Below are 17,574 nucleotides of genomic sequence, written 5' to 3'. Positions count from 1 at the left end.
GTGGACTGACCACAACCTACGCCGCCGTAGCCCAGTAATCACCCCCTGGCGTTGTGGGAAACCCACAAAGGCCGGCGGCAACCGTGAGGACGCCGACCAAAGTTGGGCGGCACGTTACGGGACTGAGGACCTAGGAGCGTGACCCGCGCTACCGTAGCGGTCGTGCCCGCCTTCTCCTCTGTGCTGATCGCCAATCGCGGCGAGATCGCCGTCCGTGTGATCCGTGCCTGCGCCGACGAGGGCTTGCGCTCCATCGCCGTGTACTCCGAGCCGGACCGCGACGCGCCTCACGTGCACCTTGCGGACGAGGCCTATTCGCTCGACGGCGTCACCGCCGCCCAGACCTATCTCGACATCGCCAAGATCATCGAGATCGCCCAGCGCGCGGGCGCCGAGGCGGTCCACCCCGGCTACGGATTTCTCGCCGAGAACTCCTCGTTCGCCCAGGCCGTCATCGATGCGGGCCTCACGTGGATTGGCCCTTCTCCTGCGGCGATCGACGCGCTTGGCGACAAGGTCAGCGCGCGCCACATCGCCCAGCGCGCAGGTGCGCCGCTGGTGCCCGGCACCAAGGACCCCGTCGCGAATGCCGACGAGGTGCTGGCGTTCGCTGACGAGCACGGTCTGCCGGTCGCCATCAAGGCAGCGTTCGGTGGTGGAGGCCGCGGCCTCAAGGTTGCCCGCACGCGCGAGGAGATCCCCGAGTTGTTCGACTCCGCGACCCGCGAGGCCGTCACGGCGTTCGGCCGTGGCGAGTGCTTTGTCGAGCGCTTCCTGGACCGTCCGCGCCACGTGGAGACCCAGTGCCTCGCGGACCGTCACGGCAATGTCGTGGTGGTCTCCACCCGCGACTGCTCGCTCCAGCGCCGCCACCAGAAGCTCGTGGAAGAGGCCCCCGCGCCGTTCCTGACCGACGAGCAGAACCGCCGCCTGGTCGAGGCCAGCGAGGCCATCCTCAAGGAGGCCGGCTACGAGGGTGCTGGCACGTGCGAGTACCTGGTGGGCGTCGATGGCACCATCAGCTTCCTCGAGGTCAACACCCGTCTGCAGGTCGAGCACCCCGTGACCGAGGAGGTCACCGGAGTGGACCTGGTGCGCGAGCAGTTCCGCATCGCGGCCGGCGAGCCCATCAGCGTGCTCGAGCCCGTCACCCGCGGCCACTCCTTTGAGTTCCGCATCAACGGTGAGAACCCGGCGCTGAACTTCATGCCCGCCCCTGGCACCATCCGCACCCTGCACTTCCCCACGGGCCCGGGCGTGCGCATCGATGCGGGCGTGCGCGAGGGCGACACCGTGACGGGCAACTACGACTCGATGATCGCCAAGGTCATCGTCACGGGCGCGACTCGCGAGCAGGCGCTCCAACGCTCGCGCCGCGCTCTAGTCGAGATGGAGGTCGAGGGCATTCCGACCGTCCTGCCGTTCCACCGCGCCGTACTCGACGCCCCCCAGTTCACGGCAGCAGACGGCACCTTCGGCGTCTACACGACCTGGATCGAGTCGGAGTTCTCCGACACCGTCGCCGCACTCGGCGGTAATACGGCCGATGCGGATGAGGCTCCCGAGGCGGAGGCCACCGAACGCGTGGTCGTCGAGGTGGGTGGTAAGCGCCTTGAGGTCGTCCTGCCCGCGTCGCTCGCACAAGCAGGACGAGCAAGCGCACGCCGTGGCGGCCCCGCGAGGCGCACCGCGCGCCGCTCCAACGGCAATGGCGCGCGCGGCCCCTCTGGCACGTCACTGACCTCGCCCATGCAGGGCACCATCGTGAAGATCGCCGTCGAGGACGGGGCGACCGTGGCCGAGGGCGACCTCATCGTGGTGCTCGAGGCCATGAAGATGGAACAGCCCTTGGTGGCCCACAAGGCGGGCACCGTGACCGGTCTCGGGCACGCGGTGGGGGCCTCAGTGACCTCCGGGACCGTCATCTGCGAGATCGCTGACCCTTCACCGACAGTGCTCTGAGTTCCGACGACACTGACGCGCCGATCGCACGCGCACTCGGACTTGCCCCGTTTCCCGTGCAGATACTTGGCTAGTCAAGCGGCCGGGGTGTCCCGGCGTGAGTCGTGGGGGGACGTCGACTTCCAGCCTCAACCGGGTCGATGATGGACCATACAATGCCTACGGCGAGGCCCGCGCTCCATCCCACAACGAGCCAAGAAGCGCCCTCGGAAGGGTCAGCCTGATACGCCTCTACCCAGCAAGCGGGCAGGAGGAGCAGCATCGTCACAAATCCGAATGCGCGTTCCTTGGTCGCCCAGGCGTGACGCCCGAACCCGGTGAGCCGGGTCAGGGCCATCACGACCAGACCAATGACGATAGACAGAGCAATCATCGGCAATCGTATCCAGCTTCAGCGCCCCAATAGGGTTGCAGCACGGGAGTAGTGAGATGGCCATACGACACGGCCTTGAGGCACTTGCCCATCCCGTGAACAGTCGAAATGTAAGCCGCTCCCCCAGCCACAACTGCAGCCAGGACCTTCGAAACGCCTTCAGGAATCACGAGAAGCCCTGCGGCGGCCAGGTTGTATCCACCCGCTAGCAGCGCAGTCTCGTTGCGGTTGACGTAGATTGTCGTATTCCACCACGCACGGGTGATCTTGGGGTCCGCGGTGATGGGGTAGACGGCATCAGCGGTGGGGTTGACATGCTGGACTAGTTCGTTTCCGCCCACGGTATACCAGGTGTTCACGCGTTCGCCGTTGGCATCGATCGCCCAAGGAGCATCGACGGTGCCCACGACGGTGAGGATTCCGTCAGCGACTTCTTGGGTCAGTTCGACGGAACCGTCATCAAGGAGGACAGGGATGACGTCCCCTAGGCCACAGGTGAATGTCTTGGACGCATCGTCGGATTCGAGGATGGTCTGGAGTCGTACCGAACCATCGTCAAGGGTTTGGACTGCTGCGTGTGCATCGGCACCGGTGTCGGTGTAGACCACGGTGCCGTCATCAGCGACCTGAGCGTCTGCAACGGTGACCTCATCCGGCAGCGACACCTCGAGTTTGGAGCCGTCACCAGCCTTGATTGTGACCGACCCACCAGCGTCAACCGGGACCTCAACATCCACAGTCGCGGCCTCACCGGAGGCGAGGTGGATGGCTCCTGCGTCGAACGTGACCGCATCGCTAGTGACCGCGTCAGGAACCACAGTACGCTCGTACGTTGGTGCAGCCTGCGCGATCGTGTCGGCCACTTCCTCGACCACATCCACTGGCAAGGCGGTCGCGCTCAGAGATGTGGCGAGTAGTTGGGGGGGGGGTGGCGACTGCTGATCCGGTCGCCCAGGTTCGGACCTTGAGTCCCACGGTCGTGCTCCTTACCTCGTATTGGCTTTCATGTGGTGCCACCGAGCAGGGAACCCGACCGGGGAACGAGGCTTCCCTGGGGCAAGGTTGTCAGACACCCGTGAGCTTGCGCAAGAGCCCGCGTTGACGATCTCAACCCGCCGACCTCGCCTCGCATCCACATCCACCGGGACCGGCTGGCCAGCCACGGCAGTGACGCGCCCTCGACTTCCACGCCGCCGCGCTGACACCCCGGCCCGATGCCAGCCGAGGCATCAAGATCCGCCCCGCCAACGAACCCGCCTTCTGCGGGTACTCCACACTGAGGCGCCGACAACCTTTCGCGGGCACCTTGACTTGAAGCACCGTGGAGCAAAGCGGCGCCCTTAGTGAAGCACAGCTCGCCGCCCACCCAATGTCGTCGCTCCACCGAATGAGATCCTCCGCGACCACAGCACCTCGACCACGCTCCGCACACCTGAGCCGCCGCGGCAATCAGTCCCCACCTGAGCCCAGGTAGCGTGTCTGTCATGGACACCGCTCAACGTCGCGTGCTTGGCCTCGTTGCCGTCGCGTCCTGGCTGTTGCTGGACTCCATCCGCACCGCCGGTCCGCTGATCGCGAGCTTGCTCGACACCTCCTTGCTGGTCGCCCTCGCCACCGCACTGGCGGCGTTCGCCGTGGGAGGCGTGCTGGCGTGGCTGTGCGCGCTCGCGGGGCGTGCGTTCGGCCCCGGCGTCGTGATGCTGTTCATGGTCGGTGCGGTCGGGGTGCTGAGGCTCGGTTTGCCATTGCTCGACGGGGCGTGGCTGATCAATGCGGGGCTGTATTTGCTCGCACTCGCGCTCACCACGGTGGTGCTCGCCGCGCGCATGGCGCTGGGCAACGGGGGTCCATCGGCGCTCGTCGCCGGCACTGCGCTCGGTGGCGCCGCCGCGGTCGCCGAGCAGACCGTTTTGCGCACCTGGGACGCCGTGTGGCGAGGCGACCTGTGGGGCTGGGCCGCGCTCGCAGTGGTGGCCGCCTTGGCCATCTTCAACGGCTGGCGTTGCATCCACCTCGAGCCCGTGCGCTCGTCGCGGGGCTGGTGGTCGTACGGCCTGTTCTGGTCGCTGCTCGTGAGCGTGTTCGCGAACGTCGCCTGGGTCAACGCGCTGGTGGACGTGCGCATGTCGACGGGCGCGGTGCTGACCATGCTGTCACTCCTGACCGCCGCTTTGCTCGCCGCCCAGTCCCACCGCACCTCACCGATCGTGCTGAGCGTTCTCGCCGCCGCCGGTCTAGCTGCGCTGGCCGTGGTCCTGCTGCGGGAAGGCGACCTCGCGGGCTACGCCCTCCCCGTCGCGGTGGCGACCACCGCGCTCGCGACCACCAAGGTCATGCGGCCGGCCCTCAGCTCGCCGATGCGCCGGCTAGGTGCCGCCACCGTGTTCGGTCTGGCCATTGTGGTGCCGCTACTGCTTACGCAAATGGACTACGACCTCGCCACCCCCGGCCCCAGCACACTCGCACTTGTGATTGCGGGGGCGGCCATTCTCTCGGCCTCGCTGTGGCGGGCGTGGTGGCGAGAGGCGCAGCTCGCTGCCATCGCGGATCAATCCGAGCCGGTCGAGGACGCCGACACCAATGCGTGGTTCGCGCCGACGGTCCCGTCCGGCTGGATCGCCTCCGGCGTGCTACTGCGCGCGGGCGTGGGACTCGTGATCGCTGGCGGCCTGGGTTGGTGGACTCACGCAAGCTTCGAAAGCGAGAGGGCGCTGTCGAAGGACTTCCTCATCGCGCCCACGGCGATGACGTGGAACGTCAACGGCGGCGTCATGCCGCGCCTCACGGGCGGCCCTGAAGTCCCGCTCGAGGCGATGGTGTCGACCATGAGTTCGGCTGGCGCGGACGTCATCATGCTTCAGGAGGTCAATCGCGGCCGTCTCCTGGCGGGCGGCACGGACATGGTCGAGTTCCTCGCGGGCGAACTTCGCCTGCCGTATGTGTACGCCGGGGCCCACGAGCCTCAGGTGGGCAACGCCATCCTCACCTCGCGCGCGCACGGCAACCCGCGGACACTGTCACTCCCCGACGGCTCGGATGGTCAGGCCCGCAGCGCCGTCGCGGTCGACTTCATGGGCGCCACCTACGCGACCGCGCACGTCGATCCCTCGGGGGACGCAGAGCGCACCGGCGAGGAACAGGTCGAGGCTCTCGTGGCCTGGCTTGACGTCCCTCAGCCGCTCGTGATCGGCCTGTCCGCCGCGAGCGAGCCCGAGGTTGCCACCCTAGGATCCATCGCCGATGCCGGCCTGATCGGCGCTCAGGCAGCGCTCGACGTCACGGGCCCCACCTTCTTGGGGACCGATGCGGGAGGCGGCGAGGTCGCCACGCTCGACTTCCTGTTGGGCAGGGGCGTGGAGTTCACCAGCGTCGAAATCCTGGGCGTGGGCTACTCCGATCATCTTCCCGTGCTCGCACGGGCGGTGACCGGCGCCACGGCGCCCGTCGATCCCGGCGACGACGTCAACGAAGCCCAGCCCGACGCGGGGGCGACCGCCTCGCCCAGTCCCACACCCACGCCCACTGCGAGCGCATCGGCCGGTTAGCGGCTAGCGGCTAGCGGCTAGCGGCCGCGAGGGTCGCGCATGCCGTGCAGGCGGCGCGCCACCTCGGACGTGGTGCCGGACAGCGACGGGTACACCGTGAAGGCCGAGGCCACCTGGTCGACCGTCAGATGCTGCGAGACGGCCAGCGACAGCGGGTAGATGTGCTCGGAGGCACGCGAGCCCACGATGACGGCGCCCAGGATCTGGCCGGTGACGGTGTGGCCAAAGATCTTGACGAAGCCAGTGTCAATGCCGAGCATCTTGGCGCGCGGGTTGCGGGCAAGGTCCAGGCGAGAGACCTCGTAGAAGATGCCCCGCTCGACGAGCTGCGCCTCGGTGGCCCCCACGGAGGCGATTTCTGGGGTCGTGAACACGTTGGAGGCAACCAGCCCCAGGTCGAGGGGCTGGACGGCGTCGCCGAGCGCGTGGGCCATGGCGATGCGCCCCTGGGTCGCGGCGACGGAGGCCAGCGGCAACACTCCGGTGCAGTCGCCAGCCGCGTAGACGCCCCTTGCCGACGTACGCGAGACTCGGTCCACGAGAATGTAGCCGCGTTCGTCGACCGCGACGCCTGCCGCTTCAAGCCCCAGTTCCTGAGTGTTGGGCACCGAGCCCACCGCCATGAGGCAATGTGAGCCCTCCACCACGCGGCCATCGGCGAGCCTCACCTGTACCCCGGCGCCGGTGTTGACCACGGACTGTGCGCGCGCGCCGCCCAGCACTGTCATGCCGCCAGAGGCGAAGACGTCCTGCACTACCTGGGCCGCCTCCGGGTCCTCCTTCGACAGCACGCGCTCACCGCTCGAGACGAGCGTGACCTCCGCGCCCAGCAGGCGGTAGGCGCCCGCGAACTCCGCGCCCGTCACGCCGGAACCCACCACGATGAGGTGCTCGGGCACGTCCGCGAGGGAATACAGCTGCGTCCAGGTGAGAATCCGCACGCCGTCGGGGGCAGCGTCGGGCAGCACTCGCGGGCGCGCGCCCGTGGCGATGAGGATCGCATCGGCTTCGAGAGTTTCCCCGGCGGCCTCCACCGTCGTGGGCGACACGAGCCGCGCCTGCGCGTCGATCACGCGCACCCCGGCCGCCTCCAGGCGGGCCGCAATGTCGCCTGATTGCTTGCGCACCAGGCGACCCACTCGGGCGTTGACCGCGGCCATGTCGACCAGGTGTTCGTCGAACTCGGCGGAGTCAGAGCCATCCGCGTCGCGGATGCCCAGCTGAGGAGCGCGGCTGGCGATCGAGCGCCACTCCGCGGTGGCGATGATGGTCTTCGAGGGCACCACATCGGTCAGGACGGCGTTGCCTCCCAGGCCCTGACGCTCGATCAGCGTGACTGAAGCGCCGTCCCCCGCTGCGACCAATGCCGCCTCGTATCCACCCGGTCCGCCACCGATGATCACTACGCGCGTCGACATAGGACCATTGTCCCGCATCGTGGACAACGGGATGCGCACGACGGAGGCCCTCCGACCCAGTGAAGCGCGGCGTTCGGGGATAGTGTCAGGGGATGAACGACTCCACCACTCTCGCGGCTCAGGCCGCCGATGCCCTGCGCGCCGCTACCGGCGTTGACTCCTTCGACATCGCCCTCATCCTCGGTTCAGGCTGGGGTGGCGCCGCCGAACTGATCGGCGAAGAGGTCGGCTCGATCGAGGCCGCCGAGCTTCCCGGATTCGACGCCCATGCCGTCGCCGGACACTCCTCGAAGATGCGGGCGTTGCGCACTGCGGACGGCCGCCACGTGCTGGTCCTGGGATCCCGACAGCACTTCTACCAGGTGCGCGACGCGGGCAAGGTGGCCCACGGCGTGCGCATGGCCGCCGCCGCGGGGGCGACCCAGCTCGTCATCACCAACGGCTGCGGGTCCACGCGCCCCGAGGTGGGCCCCGGCTCGGTCGTGTTGCTCGCCGACCACATCAACCTGACCGCCGCGACCCCGCTCGAGGGCGCGAGCTTTGTTGACATGACGCAGGCCTACTCGCCGCGCCTTCGCGAACTCGCCCTGGGGATCGACCCCAGCCTGCCCGACGGCGTGTACGCCCAGTTCACTGGCCCGCAGTATGAGACTCCCGCCGAGGTCCGCATGGCCGCGATCCTCGGAGCGAACCTCGTGGGGATGTCGACCGCGCTCGAGGTGCTCGCGGCCCGCCAGGCGGGCTTCGAGATCCTGGGATTGTCGCTGGTCACCAACCTCGCAGCCGGCATCGGCGGCGACACCCTCGATCACTCCGAGGTGCTCGACGTGGGAGCCACCTCCGGCCCGCGCATTTCGCGCCTGCTGGCCGACATCGTCGAGGCCATGCGATGACCGGCCTGGTGGAGGCGGCACAGGCCTGGATCGACGACGACCCCGACGGCGCGACTCGCATCGAGTTGCAGCAGCTCGTCGCTGCCCACCAGGCTGGCGACGTCGAAGCAGGCGCCGAGCTCGCCGATCGCTTTCGCGGCACCCTCGAGTTCGGTACCGCGGGACTGCGCGGCGCCATCGGCGCAGGCCCCAACCGCATGAACCGGGCCGTCGTCATGCGTGCGGCCGCCGGTCTCGCGCAGTATCTGACCGATGCGCTGGCCGAGCTGGGTGAGCAGCCCGGCGCCCGCGTGGCGATTGGTTACGACGCCCGCCACGGCTCGCATCAGTTCGCGATCGACACCGCCGCCGTGATGACCGCGGCGGGCCACGAGGCGCTGCTGCTGCCGCGCACCCTGCCCACCCCCGTGCTCGCGTACGCGACGCGCGCGCTGAACGCTGATGCGGGCGTCATGGTCACCGCCTCCCACAACCCGCCGCAAGACAATGGCTACAAGGTCTACCTGGGCGGACGGGTTGTCACAGGCGAGGGCCAGGGAGCACAGATTGTGCCGCCCTACGACGCTGAGATCGCGCGGCGCATCGCCGCCATCGAGACCGTTGCCTCGATCCCGCGCGCGGCCGCCGGATGGACGATCCTGGGCGACGACGTCGCGGCCGACTACGTCGCCGCCGCCTCCGCGGTGGCCGGCCCCGCGACCGCGGCGAACGCGACCGCACGAGCCGACGTGCGCATCGTCCTTACTCCCCTGCATGGCGTGGGCGGCGAGACGGTCGAGCGGGCCCTCACCGCGGCGGGGTTCACCGACGTCCACACCGTCGCCGAACAAGCCCAGCCCGACCCCGATTTCCCCACCGTCGCCTTCCCCAATCCCGAGGAGGCGGGCGCGATCGACCTGTCGCTCGCGCTGGCGCAGCAGGTCGGTGCCGATCTGGTGATCGCCAACGACCCCGACGCTGACCGCTGCGCGGTGGCCACGGTGATCGACGGGCAGTGGGCCATGCTTCACGGCGACGTGGTGGGCTCGATCCTTGGCGAGCGCATCGCGTCCCGGCGCGGCATGCTGCGCATCGCGGGACCCCAGGTGCTCGCCAACTCGATCGTCTCGTCCCAGCAACTGTCTCGCATCGCGCAGCGCCACGGCCTCACGCATGCGAACACGCTCACGGGCTTCAAGTGGATCGCGCGAGAGCCGCACCTCGTGTTCGGGTACGAGGAGGCGCTCGGATACTGCGTCGCACCCGACCTGGTGCGCGACAAAGACGGTGTGAGCGCCGCCGTGCTCATGGCAGACCTCGTAGCCGAGCTCAAGGCCGAGGGCCGCACTCTCGCGGACGCGATCGACGACCTCGCGCGCGCCTACGGCGTGTTCCTGACCCGTCAGGTCTCGGCGCGCTTTACCGACATCACGCAGATCCCGGCTCTCATGGAACGGCTGCTGGCCGCCCCGCCCGCGTCGCTCGGCGGCTCGGCCGTGGCGTCGACGGACGACATGAACGCGGGATTCCGCGGCCTGCCGCCCACCAACGGACTACACCTCGCGACCGAATCCGGCGCTCGGGTGATCATTCGCCCCTCCGGCACCGAGCCCAAGATCAAGGCCTACCTCGAGGTAGTGGCGCCGGTCGAGGGCGAAGATGTGACCGCCGCGCGTGAGGCCGCGAGCGCTGCCATGGATGCGCTGGAGGCCGACGTCACGGCGCTGGTGGCCTAACCCCACCAGCACGCACCCCCCATGCCCGTCTGAGCGTCCCAGGAGGACGTGGTGGTCGGTGATGGGGGGTGCGTTGCGTCCTGGCAGGCTCTCAGGTACCGACGTAGGCCGCGAGGTGGTGCCCCGTCAGCGTCGAGGCGTCCGCCACCAAGGCCGCAGGCGTTCCCTCGAACACCACTCGCCCGCCGTCGTGACCGGCGCCGGGACCGAGGTCGATGATCCAGTCGGCATGGGCCATGACAGCCTGATGGTGTTCGATCACGATGACGGTCTTGCCCGACTCGACGAGCGAGTCCAGCAACGCGAGCAACTGTGCAACATCCGCGAGGTGCAGTCCGGTGGTGGGCTCGTCGAGCACAAAGACGCCGCCCTTGTCCCCCATGTGCGTCGCAAGCTTCAGGCGCTGGCGTTCGCCGCCGGACAGGGTCGTGAGCGGCTGACCCAGCACCAAGTAACCCAGCCCCACCGCGACCATGTGTCCGAGCATCGCGGCGGCGGCGGGGTTCTTCGCCTCGCCCTCGGTGAAGAACTCGTGGGCGGCCGCGACGGGCATCTCGAGCACATCGGCGATCGAGGCCCCGGCCAGGGTGTACTCGAGAACCTCGTCCTTAAAGCGGCGCCCCTCACAGGCTTCGCACCTGGACTCGACGGTCTCCATGACGCCCAGTTCGGTGAAGATCAGGCCCGCTCCCTTGCACGCGGGGCAGCCGCCTTCCGAGTTGGCGCTAAACAGGGCGGGCTTGACGCCATTGGCCTTCGCGAACGCCTTGCGAATCGGCTCGAGCGCGCCCGTGTACGTCGCGGGGTTGGAGCGACGGGAACCACGAATAGGTGACTGATCCACCGTGACGACCCCCGCATCGGCCGGGAGGGCCCCGTGGATGAGCGAACTCTTGCCAGAGCCAGCGACGCCCGTCACCACGGTGAGGACTCCCAGCGGGACGTCGACGTCGACGTCCTGAAGATTGTTCGCGTTCGCGCCACGGATCTCGATGACGCCCGATGGGCCCCTCACCTCTGGCTTGAGCGTCGCCCGATAGCCCAGGTGGCGACCGGTGAGGGTGTCGGAGGCCCGCAAGCCCTCGACAGTGCCCTCGAAGCAGATCTCGCCGCCCGCCCTGCCAGCACCCGGGCCCAGGTCAACCACGTGGTCGGCGATGGCGATGGCCTCGGGCTTGTGCTCGACCACGAGCACCGTGTTGCCCTTGTCCCTCAGGCGTTCGAGCAGGCGGTTCATGCGGGCGATGTCGTGCGGATGCAGCCCCACCGTGGGCTCGTCGAACACGTACGTGATGTCGGTGAGCGCAGAGCCCAGGTGGCGGATCATCTTGGTGCGCTGCGCCTCGCCGCCGGACAAGGTGCCCGCGGCACGGTCGAGCGAGAGATACCCGAGTCCGATCTCGACAAAGCTGTCGAGGGTGTCGCGCAAGGAGATCAGCAGCGGCGCGACCGTCGGCGCGTCGAGGTCGCGCATCCAGTCGGCAAGGTCGCTGATCTGCATCGCGGCGAGCTCGTGAATGCCCTTGCCAGCGATGCGTGACGAGCGCGCCAGTTCGCTCAGCCGCGTTCCCTCGCAGTCGGGGCACACGGCGAAGGTCACGGCGCGGTCGACGAAGCCCCTGATGTGAGGCTGCATGGCGTCGGGGTCCTTGGACAGGATCGACTTGGTGATCTTGGGGATCAGGCCCTCGTAGGTCATGTTGATGCCCGAGACCTTGACCTTGGTGGGCTCCTTGTAGAGCAGATCATCGCGCTCACGCTTGGAGTACTGGCCTACCGGCTTGGCGGGGTCGAAGAAGCCCGACTCGGAGTAGGCGCGCACCGCCCAGCCGTCGGCCGTGTAGCCGGGGATGGTGATCGCACCATCGGCGAGCGACTTTGACTCATCGATGATCTGGCTGAGGTCTAGCTCCGAGATACGACCCGTGCCCTCGCAGCGCACGCACATGCCGCCGGTCATCGAGTACTCGCGGTGTTCCCGCGCGACGGTGCCGTCCTTGCGCGTGACCGTGGCGGAGCCCGACCCCGTCGACGACGCAACGTTGAAGCTGAAGGTTTGCGGCGGCCCCACGTACGGGTCGCCCAGCCGGGAGTACAGGATGCGCAGCATGGTGAAGACATCCGTGGCCGTGCCGACGGTGGAGCGCACGTTGGCGCCCATGGGCTCCTGGTCCACGATGATCGCGGTCGTGAGCCCCTCAAGCACGTCGACGTCCGGGCGCGACTGCGACGGCATGAAGCCCTGCAGGAACGACGAGTAGGTCTCGTTGATCATGCGCCGCGACTCGGCCGCGATGGTCTCGAAGACGAGCGAGGATTTGCCCGAGCCCGAGACTCCGGTGAAGACCGTCAGGCGCCGCTTGGGCAAGTCGACGCACACGTCTTTGAGGTTGTTCTCGCGGGCGCCTGCGACCCTAATCAGGTCGTGCGAATCTGCGGCGTGGCCGGTCATGGGGGACTCCTTCGACGCTCGCGACCGGCGCCTCCCCCGACCCCTCACGAGTCAAAGGGATCCATTTGACTCGTGAGGGGTGGGGGTGGGGGGAGGCGCCGGCGGCGGTGAGTAGTGGTCGTTCTCCTAGTAGTGGGCAGTCGACTAGTAGTTGTCGGTCGATTCCGTGCCGTCGAGCACCGCACGAGTGCCCGACAGGCCCAAGCGAGTGGCGCCAGCCTCGATCATGGCGAGCGCCGCATCTGCCGTGCGGATGCCGCCCGAGGCCTTCACGCCCAGTCGACCGCCCACGGTCTGCGCCATGAGACGGACGGCTTCGACCGAAGCCCCGCCCGCCGGGTGGAAGCCCGTCGAGGTCTTCACAAAGTCGGCCCCCGCGGCCTCGGAGGCCCGGCAAGCGCCCACGATCGCCTCGTCAGTGAGGGCGGCGGACTCGATGATGACCTTGAGGATCTTGCCCTCGGGCACCGCGGCGCGCACCGCGGCAACGTCCGCCTGGACATCGTCGAAACGACCCTCGTTGGCGGCGGCGATGTCGATCACCATGTCGATCTCGTCGGCACCCTGGGCGATGGACAGCGCAGCCTCAGCGGCCTTGATGGACGAGTGGTGCTTGCCAGAGGGGAAGCCGCACACGGTGGCGACGGCCAGACCCTCGGGGGTGGTGAGAGGCAGCATCGACGGCGACACGCACACCGAGAACACGCCCAGGTCGGCGCCTTCGGCAATCAACTCTTCGACGTCTGCGGGCGTCGACTCGGGCTTGAGGAGCGTGTGGTCCACGTACTGGGCAAGCTGCTCGCGGGACAGGGTCATGGTGGTGCCTCCTGAGGATCGTCCTTGTTGCCCTCAAGCCTACGGTGGAGGGCAAGTTTGCCGCTCACGCTGAGGCGTGCGAACCTTGAGGGAGGGTCACTCCCGACCCCCGGACGAGGTGACGTACCCGGCGAACGCGACAAGACGTCTCACGGGAGAGCGTCATGTCGTGGGTCATTCTCATTGCGTCAGGAGTCCTCGAGGCCGTCTGGGCCACCGCCCTGAGCAAGGCCGAGGGCTTCACTCGGTTGTGGCCGTCGGTCGTCTTCTTTGTGGCGTTGGCCGCCTCGATGGGCGGACTGGCCTATGCGCTGCGCAGCTTGCCCGTCGGCACTGCCTACGCGGTGTGGGTGGGCATCGGCGCGGCGCTGACGGTCGTGTACGCGATGGCCACGGGCGCCGAGGCGTTCTCGATGATCAAGGTGTTCTTGATCCTGGGCATCGTCGGCTGCGTCGTGGGCCTCAAACTCGCGCACTAGCCACACGTGGCTCGTGGGCGCCTGCACCACGCAGGCGCCCACGAGCGCGCGGTTTACAGCTCGATGCCGTAGCCCTCGAGGATCAGCTCGGCCAGGTCGCCGCGCTCCTCGTAGGGCAGGAAGGCACCCCAGGCGGCCGCCATGGTCGCCTCGAGCAGGTCTTCCTTGGTCCAGCCGGCCTCGACCAGCACGGCGAACTCGCCGGACATCGAGACGCCGGAGACCAGGCGGTTGTCGGTGTTCACCGTGATCGCGAAGCCCAGGTCACGCAGCGCGTGCATCGGGTGACCCTCGATCGACGGCGCGGCGGCGGTCTGCACGTTCGAGGTGGGGCACACCTCGAGCGGGATCTGCTGGTCGAGCACGTGGCGGGCGACGATGCCGAGCACCGGCTCATCGGTGTCAAGACCCTCGATGTCCTCGTGGATCCGCACGCCGTGGCCGATGCGGCGCGCACCCTGGAACAGGGCGTCGCTCACGGAGTCGACGCCGTCGGCCTCGCCCGCGTGGATGGTGACCGGCATGTGCGCGGCGCGCAGCGCGGCGAAGGCCACGGAGTGGTTCGAGGCCGGGAAGCCGTTCTCGGGACCCGCGATGTCGAAGCCGACGCAGCAGGTGCCTCGGTTGACCAGCGCGAGCGCCGCAATCTCGTCGGAGCGGTCCAAGTGGCGCATGGCGTCGAGCAGGGCGCCCACGCGGATGCCGTAGCCCGCCTCTGCGGCCTCGGCAACGCCCTCTTCGATGCCGGCCTGCACGGCCTCGACCACCTGCTGGAGGTCAAGCCCACCGGCGACGTGCTGCTCGGGCGCGTAGCGCAGTTCCGCGTAGATCACGCCGTCGGCGGCGAGGTCCACCACGGCCTCGCGGGCCACGCGGCGCAGGTTGTCCTCGCTTTGCATCACTGCGGTGGTGTGCGCGAAGGCCTCGAGGTACTTGACGAGGTCACCCGAATTGGCATTCTGCGCGAAGATGCTCGCGAGCTCGTCCGGATCGGTCGACGGCAGCTCGTGGCCGATCTCGGCGGCCAGTTCGATCAGGGTGGCGGGGCGAAGGCCTCCGTCGAGGTGGTCGTGAAGCACGACCTTGGGCAGGGCAACGATCTCGTCATGCGTGAGGGTCATGGGCCCAGGCTAGTCGCGCGGGGCCTCACGCGCCCAACCCGGGGGCGAGGGCGCGGCACTCAGTTCTCTCGGCGCCGCTTGGGCAGGATCATCCACGACGCCCTGCTCCACGCACCGTAGGCGGGCTCCTGCGGGCCGGGCCCATACAGGCGCGACTCGGCCAGCGGGAGCACCCGGCCCGTGCCGGGCTCGTAGACCGCGAACCCATGCGAGGTACGCCCCACGAGCAACACCACGTGACGGGGCACCACATTGGCGAGTCCGCCGCTGGAGTCGCCGCCCGTGTACAGCGGCACGGGGATGCCGTCCCGAAGCGCGGCCGAGGCATGCGCGACCGCCGCCGCCACCGATTCCTTGTGGAGGTCATCGAGCATGGCCCCACGGAATGCGACGCCCGCGAAGCGCGTCTCGTTGTCCACCCTCCACGGCGGCGTGCCGAAGGCCTTGGGCCACGGCGCGGGTCCCAGCGCTCCCCTGGTCGTCGCGCGGTGCAACGAGCGCTGAAGACCGGCCCACCGTTCCTCGATGGTGCGTACGCCATGCTCGGACAGCACCACGTCGAGCACCTCACGAGGCAGGTAGTCTCCGAAGTTCCGCCCCGTCACCACCCACGCTGCCACCAGCGGGTCGCCCATCATCAGCATGACGGCCATCGAGGCCGCGCCACACGTGACTTGGTCCACCTGACGCGCCCGCACGCCGCCGTAGCGCAGGGCTCCCATTCCGGTGCCAGCGGGATTGCGGATGGCCGACTTCGCGGTGGCGGGGAGCTTTCCCCACCCCGCCGCGAGGGCCGCGACCGCAGCCACGGGCGCTCCCGAGGCGGCAGCGCGCACGATCACCTGCGAGTCCTGTCCCACCTCCGCGACGGCCGCTGCGAGGGCTTTCGCATCAGCAGCCGATGCGCCCGCGAGGCGCCGCGCATACGCGCGAGCGAAGACGGTGTCACCACCGGTGCCGCCACGCTGGGCGCGGCCAGCGGCATGCGCCGCCGAGTAGGGAGTGGCCCACCGGCCCCGCAGGCCCACGAGACGGCCCGCAGAGGCGGCAAGAGAGGTCAGCGTCCAGCCGGTCATCGCACCATGATCAGGTAGCGGTGCCCACGGTGTCGAGAACGATCTGCCGCGCAGGGGCACTGTCGCCGATCTCCACCGCTCCCGCCCCGTTGCAGGCCTCCGTAAGAGCGGCGAGCCCGCGCGGCATGCGCTCCTTGGTCTCGGTGTGCAGCGTCATGATGACGTCGCCCTTGGAGACCCGCTCGCCAAGCGTGCGGTGAAGCGTCACTCCGGCGGACACCTGCACGGGGTCTTCCTTGCGCGCACGTCCCGCGCCCAGTCGCCAGGCGGCCACGCCCACGCCCAACGCGTCGAGCCTCGTGATGACTCCGTCGGACTCGGCACGGACCTCCTCGATGTGCGGAGCCTCGGGCATGACCGCATCGGGGTCGCCGCCCTGGGCGGAGATCATCCGTCGCCACGCGTCCATGGCGCGGCCGTCGGCGAGCGCCTCAGCAGGGTCCACCCCAGTGACGCCTGCACCGGCAAGCATTTCGCGTGCGAGCGCCACGGTGAGTTCGACCACATCGGTGGGCCCACCGCCGGCGAGCACCTCCACCGACTCGGTGACCTCAAGTCCGTTGCCAATCGTCAAGCCCAGCGGCGTCGACATATCGGTGAGCAGCGCGGAGGTGCGCACCCCCGCATCGGTCCCCAAGTCGACCATGGTGCGCGCGAGTTCGCGCGCCTGCTCGAGGTCCTTCATGAAGGCGCCGGAGCCCACCTTGACGTCGAGCACCAAGCAGTCGGTGCCCTCGGCAATCTTCTTGGACATGATGGACGATGCAATGAGCGGGATGGCCTCGACCGTTCCGGTCACGTCGCGCAAAGCGTAGAGCTTCTTGTCGGCGGGAGCGAGGCCCGAACCTGCTGCACAGATGACCGCGCCCATGTCCTTCAACTGTGCGTGCATCTGCTCGTTCGACAGCGCTGCGCGCCAGCCGGGGATGGACTCGAGCTTGTCGAGCGTGCCTCCGGTGTGGCCCAGGCCCCTGCCGGACAACTGCGGGACCGCGACTCCGTACGCGGCCACGAGCGGGGCGAGGGGAAGCGTGATCTTGTCACCCACGCCGCCGGTCGAGTGCTTGTCCGCGGTGGGCTTGCCGAGCCCGGAGAAGTCCAGGCGTTCGCCCGTGCCGATCATCGCTGCGGTCCAGCGGGCGATCTCCTCGCGAGACATGCCGCGCTGGAAGATGGCCATCGCGAGCGAGGCCATCTGCTCGTCGGCGACCACGCCGCGAGTGTAGGCGTCCACCACCCAATCGATCTGGTCGTCGGACAGGGCTGCCCCGTCGCGCTTGGCCCGGATGACGTCTACTGCGTCGTGTCGCTCGGTCACTGCACCTTCTCCAAATCCTCCGGCCCAAAGGCACCGGGCAGGAACTCGTCCATCGTCATGACTCCGGCAGCGCTGTCAACGAGCAGCGCACGCCCGCCGTGCTCAAACAGCAACTGCCGGCAACGCCCACAGGGGGCCAGCAGGTCGCCGTTGGCGTCCACGCACGTGAATGCCACCAGCCGCGCGCCCCCGTGGTCAACGTGCAGCTTGGACACGAGCGCGCACTCCGCACACAGCGTGAGTCCGTAGCTCGCGTTCTCGACGTTGGCGCCCACCACCACCTCACCGGTGTCGGTGAGTGCTGCGGCCCCCACGGGGAACTTCGAGTACGGCACGTAGGCCTTGGTGGAGACCTCGCGGGCCGATGCGCGCAGGGCCTCCCAGTCGATGTCAGCCATGCACACTC

Annotated in this window: 13 protein-coding genes and 1 riboswitch; of the genes, 5 read left to right on the top strand and 8 right to left on the bottom strand. The window is 68.8% G+C overall.

Going from position 1 to position 17,574, the window contains the following annotated elements:
• Positions 1-162: 162 nt before the first annotated feature.
• Positions 163-1,962 (top strand): biotin carboxylase N-terminal domain-containing protein, encoded by a 1,800-nt coding sequence (locus ACK5NO_RS09260; RefSeq protein WP_416812386.1) that lies wholly within the window; start codon positions 163-165, stop codon positions 1,960-1,962.
• Positions 1,963-2,331: 369 nt separating this feature from the next.
• On the opposite strand, the gene ACK5NO_RS09255 is transcribed toward ACK5NO_RS09260, so the two are convergent.
• A complete protein-coding gene (locus ACK5NO_RS09255) occupies positions 2,332-3,198 on the bottom strand; it encodes a hypothetical protein (protein ID WP_416812385.1) in 867 nt (288 codons plus the stop codon).
• Between the two features lie 621 nt (positions 3,199-3,819).
• Here ACK5NO_RS09255 and ACK5NO_RS09250 point away from each other — a divergent pair.
• On the top strand, positions 3,820-5,880 hold the full coding sequence (locus ACK5NO_RS09250) for an endonuclease/exonuclease/phosphatase family protein (RefSeq protein WP_416812384.1): 2,061 nt from the start codon (positions 3,820-3,822) through the stop codon (positions 5,878-5,880).
• Between the two features lie 17 nt (positions 5,881-5,897).
• Here the strand turns inward: ACK5NO_RS09250 and ACK5NO_RS09245 are convergent, their stop codons facing one another.
• The gene (locus tag ACK5NO_RS09245) at positions 5,898-7,298 is read right to left on the bottom strand and encodes an NAD(P)H-quinone dehydrogenase (protein WP_416812383.1); all 1,401 of its coding nucleotides are present in this window, start codon (positions 7,296-7,298) and stop codon (positions 5,898-5,900) included.
• Between the two features lie 92 nt (positions 7,299-7,390).
• Here ACK5NO_RS09245 and ACK5NO_RS09240 point away from each other — a divergent pair, with 92 nt between their 5' ends.
• Together ACK5NO_RS09240 and ACK5NO_RS09235 are read left to right on the top strand one after the other, a co-directional pair.
• A complete protein-coding gene (locus ACK5NO_RS09240; RefSeq protein ID WP_416812382.1) occupies positions 7,391-8,191 on the top strand; it encodes a purine-nucleoside phosphorylase in 801 nt (266 codons plus the stop codon).
• Positions 8,188-9,906 (top strand): phospho-sugar mutase, encoded by a 1,719-nt coding sequence (locus ACK5NO_RS09235; RefSeq protein ID WP_416812381.1) that lies wholly within the window; start codon positions 8,188-8,190, stop codon positions 9,904-9,906. The genes ACK5NO_RS09240 and ACK5NO_RS09235 overlap by 4 nt, the downstream gene beginning before the upstream one ends.
• A 91-nt stretch (positions 9,907-9,997) precedes the next feature.
• Here ACK5NO_RS09235 and ACK5NO_RS09230 read toward each other — a convergent pair whose 3' ends face one another.
• Together ACK5NO_RS09230 and deoC are read right to left on the bottom strand one after the other, a co-directional pair.
• Positions 9,998-12,358 (bottom strand): ATP-binding cassette domain-containing protein, encoded by a 2,361-nt coding sequence (locus ACK5NO_RS09230; protein ID WP_416812380.1) that lies wholly within the window; start codon positions 12,356-12,358, stop codon positions 9,998-10,000.
• Between the two features lie 144 nt (positions 12,359-12,502).
• Positions 12,503-13,174, bottom strand: a complete 672-nt coding sequence (gene deoC / locus ACK5NO_RS09225; RefSeq protein ID WP_416812379.1) for a deoxyribose-phosphate aldolase — start codon at positions 13,172-13,174, stop codon at positions 12,503-12,505.
• Positions 13,175-13,264: 90 nt separating this feature from the next.
• Positions 13,265-13,328: riboswitch (guanidine-III (ykkC-III) riboswitch) on the top strand.
• 10 nt (positions 13,329-13,338) lie between these two features.
• Here deoC and ACK5NO_RS09220 point away from each other — a divergent pair.
• Positions 13,339-13,653, top strand: coding sequence for a DMT family transporter (locus tag ACK5NO_RS09220; protein WP_416812378.1), 315 nt, complete (start codon positions 13,339-13,341; stop codon positions 13,651-13,653).
• Positions 13,654-13,706: 53 nt separating this feature from the next.
• Here the strand turns inward: ACK5NO_RS09220 and ACK5NO_RS09215 are convergent, their stop codons facing one another.
• From ACK5NO_RS09215 to ACK5NO_RS09200, 4 genes are read right to left on the bottom strand one after another with little or no spacing between them, the layout of a single operon-like run.
• Positions 13,707-14,774, bottom strand: coding sequence for an adenosine deaminase (locus ACK5NO_RS09215; protein ID WP_416812377.1), 1,068 nt, complete (start codon positions 14,772-14,774; stop codon positions 13,707-13,709).
• Between the two features lie 59 nt (positions 14,775-14,833).
• Positions 14,834-15,850, bottom strand: coding sequence for a hypothetical protein (locus ACK5NO_RS09210; RefSeq protein WP_416812376.1), 1,017 nt, complete (start codon positions 15,848-15,850; stop codon positions 14,834-14,836).
• Positions 15,851-15,860: 10 nt separating this feature from the next.
• The gene (locus ACK5NO_RS09205; RefSeq protein ID WP_416812375.1) at positions 15,861-17,168 is read right to left on the bottom strand and encodes a thymidine phosphorylase; all 1,308 of its coding nucleotides are present in this window, start codon (positions 17,166-17,168) and stop codon (positions 15,861-15,863) included.
• Entirely contained in the window at positions 17,165-17,566 is a 402-nt protein-coding gene (locus ACK5NO_RS09200; RefSeq protein WP_416812374.1) for a cytidine deaminase, read from the bottom strand. The genes ACK5NO_RS09205 and ACK5NO_RS09200 overlap by 4 nt, the downstream gene beginning before the upstream one ends.
• Positions 17,567-17,574: the final 8 nt, after the last annotated feature.

The organism is Demequina sp. (genome assembly GCF_047975725.1).
Lineage (GTDB): Bacteria > Actinomycetota > Actinomycetes > Actinomycetales > Demequinaceae > Demequina.
This window is presented reverse-complemented; position numbering and strand designations above follow the sequence as displayed.